The 11,287-nt window shown below is 76.2% G+C and carries 7 protein-coding genes; 6 read left to right on the top strand and 1 reads right to left on the bottom strand.

Features of this window, described 5'->3' with window-relative positions:
* Positions 1 to 3: 3 nt before the first annotated feature.
* Positions 4 to 1,230, bottom strand: coding sequence for a hypothetical protein (locus ACZ4UX_RS20930; protein ID WP_465707763.1), 1,227 nt, complete (start codon positions 1,228 to 1,230; stop codon positions 4 to 6).
* A gap of 771 nt (positions 1,231 to 2,001) precedes the next feature.
* Here ACZ4UX_RS20930 and ACZ4UX_RS20925 point away from each other — a divergent pair.
* The 6 genes from ACZ4UX_RS20925 (at position 2,002) to ACZ4UX_RS20900 (ending at position 11,268) form a co-directional block, all read left to right on the top strand.
* Entirely contained in the window at positions 2,002 to 2,724 is a 723-nt protein-coding gene (locus ACZ4UX_RS20925) for a Crp/Fnr family transcriptional regulator (protein WP_352291842.1), read from the top strand.
* A gap of 77 nt (positions 2,725 to 2,801) precedes the next feature.
* Positions 2,802 to 3,707 carry a nucleotidyl cyclase domain-containing protein gene (locus ACZ4UX_RS20920; RefSeq protein WP_465707762.1) on the top strand — a complete coding sequence of 302 codons (906 nt, stop codon included), beginning with the start codon at positions 2,802 to 2,804 and terminating at the stop codon, positions 3,705 to 3,707.
* A complete protein-coding gene (locus tag ACZ4UX_RS20915; RefSeq protein WP_465707761.1) occupies positions 3,700 to 6,567 on the top strand; it encodes a hypothetical protein in 2,868 nt (955 codons plus the stop codon). The genes ACZ4UX_RS20920 and ACZ4UX_RS20915 overlap by 8 nt, the downstream gene beginning before the upstream one ends.
* Positions 6,564 to 8,261: a hypothetical protein gene (locus tag ACZ4UX_RS20910; RefSeq protein WP_465707760.1), complete on the top strand. Its 1,698-nt coding sequence runs from the start codon at positions 6,564 to 6,566 to the stop codon at positions 8,259 to 8,261. The genes ACZ4UX_RS20915 and ACZ4UX_RS20910 overlap by 4 nt, the downstream gene beginning before the upstream one ends.
* Before the next feature lie 3 nt (positions 8,262 to 8,264).
* A complete protein-coding gene (locus tag ACZ4UX_RS20905) occupies positions 8,265 to 8,828 on the top strand; it encodes a Pycsar system effector family protein (RefSeq protein ID WP_465707759.1) in 564 nt (187 codons plus the stop codon).
* 88 nt (positions 8,829 to 8,916) lie between these two features.
* Entirely contained in the window at positions 8,917 to 11,268 is a 2,352-nt protein-coding gene (locus ACZ4UX_RS20900; RefSeq protein ID WP_465707758.1) for a VWA domain-containing protein, read from the top strand.
* Positions 11,269 to 11,287 lie beyond the last annotated feature (19 nt).

Here is an 11,287-nt window from a genome sequence, read left to right as displayed (position 1 = left end):
GCGTCAGGCCGAGGCGGCGGCCCGCCGCTCGCGGGCGGCGAGCACGAGGACGGCCACCGTCTGCGCGGCGCTGAGCAGCATCAGGGCGAGCGAGTCGAGCCGGCCGGCGAGCGAGGCCTGGCCGGTCAGCCGCAGCCACATGTCGTGCAGCAGCCGGTAGGCCGTCGGTACGACGACCCCGGCGAACATCGTGAGCGTGAACACGTAGCCCACCAGCATCAGCCAGGCGTACCAGCGCGCGACCCGGCGGTCGACCGGGTGGTGGACGGACAGGTCCAGCGGCGGCCGTCCGGTGCCGCGCCGAACGGCGTTGCGCAGCACGTCGGCCGCGGCGGCGTGCAGGTTCACGCAGCCCAGGACGGTGCTGAGCAGGACGTAGAGGTCGGTCCGCAGGTAGAAGAACCCCTGCCAGGCGAGGCGCAGTACGGTGGCGTAGGCCATCGCGAGGCAGATCGACGCGACGACGGCGTTCGTGTCACGGGTCAGGTCCGCGACGAGGGTGAGCACGGCGATCGCCAGGGTGTCGGCCAGCATGCCGGCCATGATGGGCAGGTAGCGCTTTCGGCGCTCCACGCTGACCAGGCCGTCGAGGGAGGTCTCCAGGACCAGGTAGACGAGCCGGCGTCCGACCGAGAGCCGCGAGCGCAGGCCGAGCCGGCGTCCGGCCAGCGCGTGGAAGGCCTCGTGCAGGGCGAGCAGCGGCACCTGGCCGACGAACAGCATCAGCACGACGAGGGTGTAGGACGAGCTGAAGAAGATGTGGTCGACGCGCGGGACCAGCCGGGGCACCCGGATCATCTCGGCGACGGCGAGGGCCGTCACGAGTGCGTAGCCGACGAAGGCCGGTCGGCTGAACACCAGCCGGCCCAGCCGCTGCCAGCGCACCGGGGTGACAGCGCCCGCCGGTCCGTCCGTTCCGTCCGGTCCCGCCGGTTCCCCGGCGGAGCGGACGAGGTCGAGCTCGACGAGGGCCTCGACCAGGTCGGCGATGTCGACGCTCTCACCGTGTGCGGCCTCGTAGCGTTCGGCGGCCTCGCGGGGCGTGCGGCCGTCGGCCAGCATCCGGACCAGTTCGGCGCCGTCGGCCGGGAAGACGGCGTAGGTGTCGGTCTCCGGGCTGCCGATGGTGACTTCGTCGGCCTCCTGCAGATAGACGAGGCGACGCAGTGGCACCGCACGGTCCAGGTCGACGCCCGGGGCGGCGGAGCCGCTGTCCGTGGAGGAGTGCACGGATCCTCCTGCGGGAGGTAGGCGGAGGGGCGAGGTGGAGCGGTGCCGGCCGGCACGTGGGTCCGGCCGGCACCGTGTGCCCCCTTGCCCGGGGGGATGGATCAGTTCTGCACGGCGCAGGACCACGGCAGGTACAGCGCACGGGCCGCGCTGGTGAGGCGAACCGGGCCGGCCTTGCGGACGACGATCTTCTTCATGGCACACACCTCCTTCGATGACTGGCTGGCAACAACGCCATCAGCTGAGATGAATGACCATGGGTCAGTCGTCCACACCAGCTCGGCGATGGGCCAAGAGTGGTGAAGTTGTGCCGATCGTGTCAAGGGACCGGACTCGACTGGCCGGAACGGTGGAGAGGGCCGCCGGACGGCTCGCCCACCCGGCCCCGCAGGCCACCTCCGCCCCGCCCGCCGCCGCTGGCCACCCGGCGTGACCGGGGCCGCCCGGCCGGTTCGCCGGACGCCTCCGGGGCGCAGTGCGCGGGGGCGCACGACGGCGCATCGAGCGTGTACACCGCACTGTGGCCAAGAGATGTCTGAATCGTGTCCCAAACCGCGCCGCTCTTCCCGCGATCACCTTGCCGACCTGCCCGTTCGCCGTACGGCCCGGGCACCGCCGACCCCTCGCGGAGGTGTCACACCAGCCTCGTGAACCCCTCCAGCACCACATCGCTCCCGTCGCGAGAAATTCGGCCAAATTCCTCCTCCGGCAGGTCTACGATCTCCCAACGTCGGAGCGGATCAAGACGGTTGGTGAGGACCAGGAGGTGACATGGGTCTGCTCGGCGGCGACCAGCCCTTCGCCCGAACACTCACCGCCCACGATCTCGAAGCCCTGGTCTCGCTCGGGGCCGAGCGCACGTTCCGGCCGGAGCAGCACCTGCTCTCCGAGGGCGACCGGTCCACGCACGTCCTGCTGGTGCTGGCCGGCTGGTCCATGGTCTTCACGGCCATCGACCGGGGGGCGACCCGGCTCGTGCTCGGCCTGCGCGGACCGGGTGAACTCATCGGCGAGCTGGCCGCGTTGGACCAGCGGCCGCGCAGTGCGACGGTCCAGGCGCTCGGCCCCGTCAAGGCCCTGGTGATCCCCGGCGACAGCTTCCGCCGGTTCCTGGCCGAAAGCCCCCGGGTCGGCAGCCAGGTGATGACCCAACTGGCCTCCCGGCTGAGGGACTCGGACCGCGAACGGTCCGCGCTCGCCTCGCTCACCGTGGTCCAGCGACTCGCCCGCCGCCTGGTGGAGCTCTCCGGCACCGACGCCACCTCCCGGCCGGGCCGGGACGGCGCCGCCGCGGTCGTCCACCTCGCCCAGGAGGACCTCGCCGCGACCGTCGGCGCCACCCGCGAGGCGGTGGCCAAGGCGCTCAGACTCCTGCGCGACCAGGGCCTGGTGCGCACCGGCACCCGGCAGGTCGAGATCCTCGCCCCCGCCCCGCTGCTGCTGCTCGCGCGGGGACCGGCCGAGCAGCGGCCGGAGGCGCGACGGCGCACATGAGGCGCGGCCGGGCGTCACCGCACGGCGCATGTAAACGGTCACAGACAACCCGGCGCGCGGCAGGCAATCCTGACGGCGTGGCAGAGACAACCATGGGGGTGGACGTGGACGACCAGGCAGTCGACGCGGTGTACGAGCTGGTCGTGGGCGTGGACGTCCGGCGGTCCGGGGCCTACGACGACCAGGGCAAGACCCGGATGCGCCGGCAGCTCTACGCCGTCCTCGACCGGGCATTCACCCGGGCCGGGGTGCCGGCCCGGCTCGTCCACCGCGAGGACCGCGGCGACGGCATCCTGGCGGCCATCGCCTCGACCGTCCCGCCGGCCCGGATCATCGGCGTCTGGGTGGCCGAGGTGCACGAGCAGCTGCGCCAGGACAACCGCGACCTGCGGATGCCGCTCGGGCTCCGGATCGGCCTGCACGTCGGCCCCGTCACCCACGACGCCCAGGGGATCAGCGGCCACGCCGTCGACCTCGCCTGCCGGCTCACCGACTCGGACGCCGCACGCCGGCTGCTCGAACGCGACCGGGCCGACCTGGTGGTGGTCGTCTCCGACTCCCTGTACCGGGAGGTCGTCTGCCACGGCGGCCGCTTCGTCGACCCCGAGCACTACGCTCCGGCGCGACTGCGGCTCAAGGACGGCGGGGTGCACGCCTGGCTCCGGCTGCCGGGCAGGCCACGGCCCGTCCCGGTGCCCGAGGGCGGCGGCACGTCCGCCGAGGGGCCGCCCGCCGACGAGCCGACCACAGGGGAGCCGGCTCGCGGCGGGACGGCCGACGGCGGTACGACGGGCGCACCGGACCACGCGGCCGGGAGCGCCCCGCGCCGGACCGAGCCCCGCCCCGGGCCCGCCGCGGACCCGGTCGCCCCCGGTCTGCCCCACGGCACCACCGTCGCCGGGGACCTCTCGGTGCACCACGACAACACGTACCAGGCGCCGGTCCACATCGGCCGCACCACCGAGGGAGACCGCCGTGGCTGAGCCCGCCGGCACCACCGAGGCACCCGCCGAGCGCAGGGCGGAGGAGCCGCGCGAGCGCGCCGCCCGGCGGCCGGAGGCCCGCCCGGAGCCCCGGGCCGGCGGGCCCGAGAACCGCGGGCACCACGACCGCGGCCGCGAGCCGGGCGACCGGGACCGCCGCGGTGAGCACCGCCCCGGGCGCGACCGCGCCGACCGGGAGCGCCCCGGGCCGGACCGCCCCGAGCGGGACCGCGGGCCGCAGCCGCCGGCCGGCGACGAGCCGGTGCGCACCGGGGACGATCCACCGCGCGCCGAGGCGGACCGGGAGGAGCCGGGGCGCGCCGAACAGGACGGCGAGGAGCAGGAGCGCTCCGAACGCGAGCGCGCCGCCGGCCGCTTCCGTGAGCGCAGCCGCGACCGCCTCCTGGACGAGCAGGAGGACGAGGGCGGCGCCGCCACCGGGATGGCCGCCACCTCCCGCGCCCACCGCTCGGCCCGGTCCTCCTACCAGGTCGGCGGCGACCACAACCTCTTCGACCGCTCGGTGTTCCACCGCGCCCACATCGGCGACGTCCACCTGAGCCTGGACGGCCGGCAGGCGGTCGGCGCGGTCAGCGGCCCGGTGCCGGAGGCGGAACTGCGCCGGGTCCGCCGGGTCTACCGCGAGCCGGAGGGGTACGTGGGCCTCCAGCGGGCGCTGCGCCGCCAGCGCGTGCTGGTGCTCGCCGCCGCCCCGGGCACCGGCCGGACGTGCACCGCGCTGGCGCTGCTCGACGAACTGACCCAGGCGGGCCCCGCCCAGCCCGCGGCCGGGGCGGAGCCCGGCGGGGCGGCCGGCGAGAAGCCGCCCGCCCGGGTCTCCCGGATCGCGCCGGACACCCGGGTGCCCCGGCTGACCACCGTGGTCGCCGAGGGCGAGCACCGCGACCGCGGCTACCTGCTCGAACTCCCGTCCGGCGGGGGCCGCACGGTACTGCCGCCCGACGAGTTCGAACTCGACGCGCTCGCCGCTGCCCTCGTCGCCCGGGACTCCTTCGCGGTCCTGGTGGTCGCCGCCGGCCCCACCGCCGCCCCGCTGCTCGCCGGGCGGTACGGCCTGATCTGCCCGCCGGCGCCCACCGAGGAACTGCTCCGGGCCCGGCTGGCCGAGCGCCTCGCGGCGGAGCCCGCCGGGGCGGGCGGCGAGCACCCGGACGCGGAGCCCGAAGCCGGGTCCGCGGCAGGGTCCACCGGGTCCACCGGGGAGCCGTTCCGGACCGACCCCGACGCGTTCGGGCGTGCCGAGGAACTGGTCGACGACCCGGAGGTGCGCGCCGCCGTAGGCCTGGAGGACCTCCGCCCCGCCGAGGCCGAGCTGCTCGCCGACCTGGTCTCCGCCCACGTGCTCGGCCGGCTCACCCGCCAGGACCTGCTGGACGGCTGCGCCAGCCTCGCCCCGCAGCAGGCCCAGCAGTGGTTCGCGGGCGCCGACCGCGAGATCGCCGACACCGCCGGGGACAACGGCCGCTCGGCCGCCACCGTGCTGCACCCGACCGCGTCCCGGATCGCCCTCGCCGTCCTGAACGGCTCGGCGCACAGCACCGTCGCGGAGGCCGCGCACCTGCTCACCTGGGAGTTCGCGGTCGCCCGCGACCCCGCCAACGCGCCCGCCCGGCCGCTGTTCTGCGACGACCCGGCCTCCGACCTCGCCTTCCTGCGGGCCGAGTTGACCGACGGCGAGGTGGAGACGGCCGGTGTCGGCGCACCCGCCCGGATCGTCCGCTACCGGGGTGCCGCCCTGCCCGCCGCCGTCCTCGCCGAGGTCTGGGACCGCCACCACCCGGCCCGCGAACCGGTGATCCGCTGGATGCGGCTGCTCGCCGACGACCCGCGCCCCGAGGTCTGGGTCCGGGCCGCGCTGGCCTCGGGCGAGCTGTGCTCCCGGGACTTCGCCACCGGCTACGAGAAGCTGGTCCGCCCGATGGCCACCGCCCCCGCCACCCAGCGCCGCGCCTTCGCGGCCACCGTGCTCGACCAGACCGCCCGGCACGAGAGCCACCGGCCCGCCGTCCGGGCCCTGGTCCGGGACTGGACGAAGTCCGACTCGGTGCGGCTGCGCTGGACCGCCGCGATGGCCCTCGGCTTCGGCCACATCGCCCCGGTGGAGGAGGCGCTGGACCGGCTGGCCCGGATCGGCACCGACGAGCACGACGACCAGGCGCCGCTCGTCTCGCACAGCGCCGTCCGGCTGCTGTCCGGCCCCGACGACCGGGCGGTCCTGCGCCGGATCGCCGACTGGACGGCCGACCGCCGCGTGCCGCACCAGGACCTGGGGCTGCTCACCATCGTCCGGCTGGCGGTGACCACGGTCGGCGAGGTCTGGGACGGCGAGGCCTCGCCGGACCTCGCGGACCACCTGGACTGGCCGCTGCCGCTGGCCCTGGCCGTGACCCGGCCGGACCGGGTCCGGGCCCTGGCCGACCTGATGTGGACGGCGCTGCGCACCCCGCGCTCCCACGAGGCCGCCACGGACTGCCTGGAGTACTGGTTGCGCGGGGCCGTCCCCGAGGAGGACGGCGGCCTGGAGGGCGGCCCGGACACCAGGCGGGGCCTGGCCGCGCTGCTGCCGTCACTGCTCGGCGGGGACCGCGAACGGCAGCTCCTGGACTGGTTGTTGCGCCGGATGATGAAGGATCCCGACGCCCCGCTGGACAAGGCGGCGGCCCGCCGCCTCTGGCACCTCGCCACCGAGGGCCGCCCCGCCCCCGAGGCCCGGCCCGCCCCCGTCGGCCGTCCGGACCGGAGCCGCACCGCCCCCGACCCGAACCGCACGGACCGGCGGCACACGGATGAACAGCGCACGGACCGGCAGCGCAGGGACACCGAGGAGGACGAACGATGACGGACGACCCGAAGGCGGGCCGGAAGTCCCCCGGCCGGGGCGGCGCCTCCTCGGTGCACCCGGCAGGCCCGCTGCTCAAGGAGTACCCGCGCCCGGAGGGCGGCCTCCCGCAGCCCGGTGCCGGCGTCGCCCAGGTGCTCTTCTACCGCAACGGCGGCCACAGCATCATCACCGCCCGGGGCAGCGAGCACGTCGGCCGCCCGTTCATGGCCCGGCCGGTGACGGTCTGCGAGGTGGCGCGGGGCACCCATATGACCCGGGTGTCGCTGCAGGTCCCGGCCGCGGGCGGCACCACCTTCTTCGAGGTCGAGGCCGACATCCAGTGGACGGTCACCGACTACCTCAAGGTGGTGGACGAGCAGGTCACCAACGTCGCCGTCCGGCTGCGGGCCCCGCTCACCGAGCGCCTGCGCGGGGTCTGCGCGGGCTATCCGATCACCGCCGCGACCGAGGCCGACCGCGCCGTCAAGTCCGCCTGCCGCAACGGTCAGTGGGACGACCTGGGCTACGACCTCGGCCTGCGGGCCGAGTTGTACATCCGCTTCACGGTGGACCGCAAGGCGATCGCGCAGGCCGAGCAGGTCCGGGACGACGACCACCGGGGGACGATGGCCGAGCGGGAGCACGCGCACGACCTGGCCGGCGAACACCACAGCGGCGAACTGCTCCAGCTGCGGATGCAGAAGTTCCGGGTGATGCTCGAAGGCGGCGAGTGGAGCCAGATCTGCTTCATGCTCGCCGACAACCCGGCCGAGGCCCGGGCCTTCATGGAGCTGCTGCGCCAGGAGGCCCGCCAGGACCGGCGCGAACTCCTCGACCACACCCTGGACCTGGTCGAGAAGGGGGTGATCCAGTCCGCCGAGCTGGAGAGCCAGGTCCGGGAGCTGCTGGGCACCGGGGCGTACCGGGTGGAGGGCAGCTTCGGCCGACCGCCGGTGCGGCCCGCACCGCCGCGCCGCGAGCTGCCGCCCGGCCGGCAGCACGACGACGGCCCGGACGACCGCTGGGACGAGCACCGGGACGACCGGTCGGACCGGTCGGACCGGTCGGACCGGTCGGACCGCCGGCACGATCGCGACGGCAGCCGAAACGACGACCGGAAGGACGACCGGAACAGCGACTGGAACAGCGACTGGAACGACGGTTGGAACGACAGCCGGTGGGACGAGCGCCGCAGCAGCTGGGACGCCCGGTCGGACCGCCACGACGACAGCCGCCGCGACGACCACCGGAGCGACACCAACCGGAGCGAGCGCCACCGGAGCGAGCGCCGGGACGATCGGAGCACCGGGGCGGACGGCCCCGGCGACACCCGGAACGAAGGGGCCGCGTACCGGAACGACCGCCGTACGGAGCAGCGCGAGAACCGGTGGTCCGAGCCGGACAACCGCCGAACCGACCGGACGGACCGCCCGGGCGCCCAACGCCCCTACACGCCCTCCTGGTTGGAGGCCGACCCAGCTCCGCCGCAGCGGCCCGCCGCCGACACCCGGATTCGACGCCGGCCCAGCGAGGCCTTCGACGACTGGGAACCCGCCCCGGCCCGCGACGCCCCCGGGCCCCGGACCGACCGGACCGGCACCCCGCGCACCGACAACCACGGCCCGGACCGCGACCGGGGCCGGCGCCGCGACCCCGACCCCGACCCCGACCCCGACGACGACCGGCCCTGGTCGCCGAACGGCGGGTGGTGAGCCGTGCCCGACCCCCGCACCACCACCGTGCCCCCGATACCGCCCCCCGCCGCCACCTCGACCACGTCCCCGACCCCGCAGGCACCCGCCCCCGACGAGGCCCGCTTCGTCGCGGACCGCCTGCTGGCCGCCGTCCGCGAGGACATCGGCCGGGCCGACACCAAGGCCTCGATCCTGCTCACCGCCGCCCTCGGCCTGCCGGCCCTGCTGCTCGGCCGCAGCTGGCCGGACGGCCGTCCCACCGGCCTCGCCGCCGTCCTGCTCGCCCTCGGCGGCGCGCTCTGGGCGGCCGGAGCCGTGGCGCTGGTGCGGGCGATCCTGCCCCGCACCGGCACCCAGCGCGATCACGAGGGCGTCACCTACTTCGGCGACCTGCTGCCGGCCGAGGGCCGGACGGCGCTGGCCGACCGGGTCGCGGCGGCGGGCCGCGACCCGGTCGGCTGGCTGCTCGTCCAGGCCGTCGACGTCAGCACCATCCTCGCCGCCAAGTACCGCTGGATCCGCTGGGGCGTCGGCTGCCTCGCGCCCGGCGCCGCCCTCACCACCGCCGGGCTGCTGCTCGCCTGACCGCACCCTCCTGCCCCCACCCGCCGACTCCCCGGCCGGCCATGCCGGTTCGGCCGGGAGCACGCACCCTGATCCAGAGGAGATGACGGTGCACCACCTGTCCCTCGGGCCCTCCCGCAGGCGCGCCACGGCCGCCGCGGCCCGGCCCCGGCGGCCGCGCCACCGCCTCGGTCGCGCCGCGGCCGTCGTCGCGGCGGCGGCCCTGCTGACCACGGGCCTGCCCGCCGGTCCGGCCGCCGCCGACGATCCCGCGCCCGCGGCCGCGCCCGGCACACCGTCGGCGTCCATCGGCCCGGTCAACTACGCCGTCGCCGTCGACGAGTCCGGCAGCCTCAAGCCCGCCGACCTCGAACGCGAGCGCGCCGCGGCCGTCCGGATCGCCCTCGGCGAGGTGCACCCCGCCTCGACGGTGGGCGTGTTCGGCTTCGCCAGCGCGGACAACGCGGGCCAGCACCCGGTGGACGAGGTCTGCCCGCCGACCGTCCTCGACGCCGCCGGCCGCGACCGGATCGGCACCTGCATCGCCAAGCTGCACAGCCGCGCCCCCGACGAGGGCCAGGGCACCGACTTCCCGAACGCCGTCCTCCAGGGCGTCGGCCGGCTCGGTGACGGCACCGACCCGGCCGTCCCCCGGGTCCTGTTCGTCCTCACCGACGGCAAGCTGGACGTCAGCGACAGCCCCGCCTACGGGGACCCGGCGCACCGGGCGGCCGCCGGCGAGGAGGCGCTGACCAGGGCACTGGCCGCCGCCAAGGCCGCCAACATCCAGATCTGGCCGCTCGGCTTCGGCGCGGAGATCGACCGGGCCGCCCTGGACCGGATGGCGGCCGGCGGCTTCCAGGAGGGCTGCGTCAGCCTGCCCGGCGCCAGGCCCCGGGCCTCGGTGGTGCAGGACTCGGGCGCCGTCGGCACCGCGCTGGAGGCCGCCTTCGCCGCCGCCCACTGCCTGCGCGCCGAGCCCGGCAAGACCGGCCACCCGCCGGCCGACCTGCCGGTGCGGATCTCCCCGCTCGCCACCGTCGGCAGCATCGTGGTCGACAAGGGCGACCCGCAGGTCACCGCGACGTACTTCGACCCCTCCGGGAAGCAGATCACCGGGCCCCAGTCCGACCCCGACTCGACGTTCGAGTTCTCCGGCCGCGACCAGAGCGTCGAGTCGCTGCGCATCACCGACCCGGTACCGGGCGACTGGCGGGTCCACCTGGACGCCCCCGAGGGGCACCGGGACCAGCTGGCCAGCGTCAGCGTGCTCTGGCGCGGCGCCCTGAACAGCTCGATCACGCTGACCCCGCCGTCGCCGCGGGCCGGCGAGAAGGCCGTGGTGACGCTCAAGCTGCAGACCCGCAAGGGCCTGGCGATCACCGACCAGCAGGACCTCAAGGACCTCGGCGTGACCGCCGTCCTGGCGGGCGAGGGCTTCCCGTCCGTCCCGGTCCCGCTGGCCGACGACGGCGCCGCCCCGGACGCGAAGGGCGGCGATGCCACGTTCACCGGCACCGTCACCGTCCCCGCCGGCGCCACCGGCCGGATCACCGCCTCCGGCACCCTGACCGCCTCCGGCCTCGCCGCCGACGAGAACCGCCCGGCCGCCTCGGTGGTCTCCCCGGCGGTGCCGCTGGTCACCGCGTCGTTCTCGCTGGACGGGGGCGCCGGCGCCCACCCCGGGGACGGCGTCGGCGGCACCCTGACGCTGCGCAACGACGACGCGGTGCCGCACACCCTGCGCCCGGCCGTCACCGACCTCGCCGCCGGCCTGCTGACGGTGTCCCCGGGCTCGGTCACGCTGGCGCCCAAGGAGTCGCGCACGGTCGACGTCACCCTGACCGTGGGCAGCGCCAAGGCGTTCGGCCGGCTGCTCGGCGACGACGGCGTGACGGTGGGCGGCAAGGTCACCGTCGTCGACACCTCCGACCGGGACCGGGTGCTGGTCGACAGCCCGCTCTCCCTCACCGTCACCCCGCCGCCGACCTTCCTGGAGCGGTGGTGGTGGGCCCTGGCGCTCGCCGGCGCCGTCGTGGTGCTGGCCGTGCTGGGCCTGCTGGTCCGTCGCCGGATCACCCGCGACCGCAGCACCCCGGCCGGGCTGGAGCTGCTCCTGCTCGACGACAGCGGTCGCGAGATCGGGAAGCACACCGCGTCCGCCGGCTCCCGCGGCTGGTACGAGTTCGAGGTGAGCGGTGTCGGCGGGCCGCACCCGCGCATCGTCCGCCGGCCCGGCGGCACGTACCGGGTGCAGCGCAGCCAGGACGGCGGCGCGGTGCTGGAGATCCGCCGCCGGTCGCCCTCGCGGCTGAGCGCGGACACCCCCGTTCCGCTCGCCGACGGCCTGAGCCTCGGCCTCGGCGCGGGCCGCCGCACCGGGCCGACCCCGCCGCCGCCGCGGTCCGACGAACGGCCGTTCGCGACGGGACCGTCCACGCCGGCCTCCGACTACCTCTGACCCGGGCGCCCGCCCCAGC

It is taken from the genome of Kitasatospora sp. NPDC028961 (assembly GCF_055564815.1).
The sequence above is the reverse complement of the archived record's forward strand: the minus strand, read 5'-3'. Positions and strand labels throughout refer to the sequence as shown.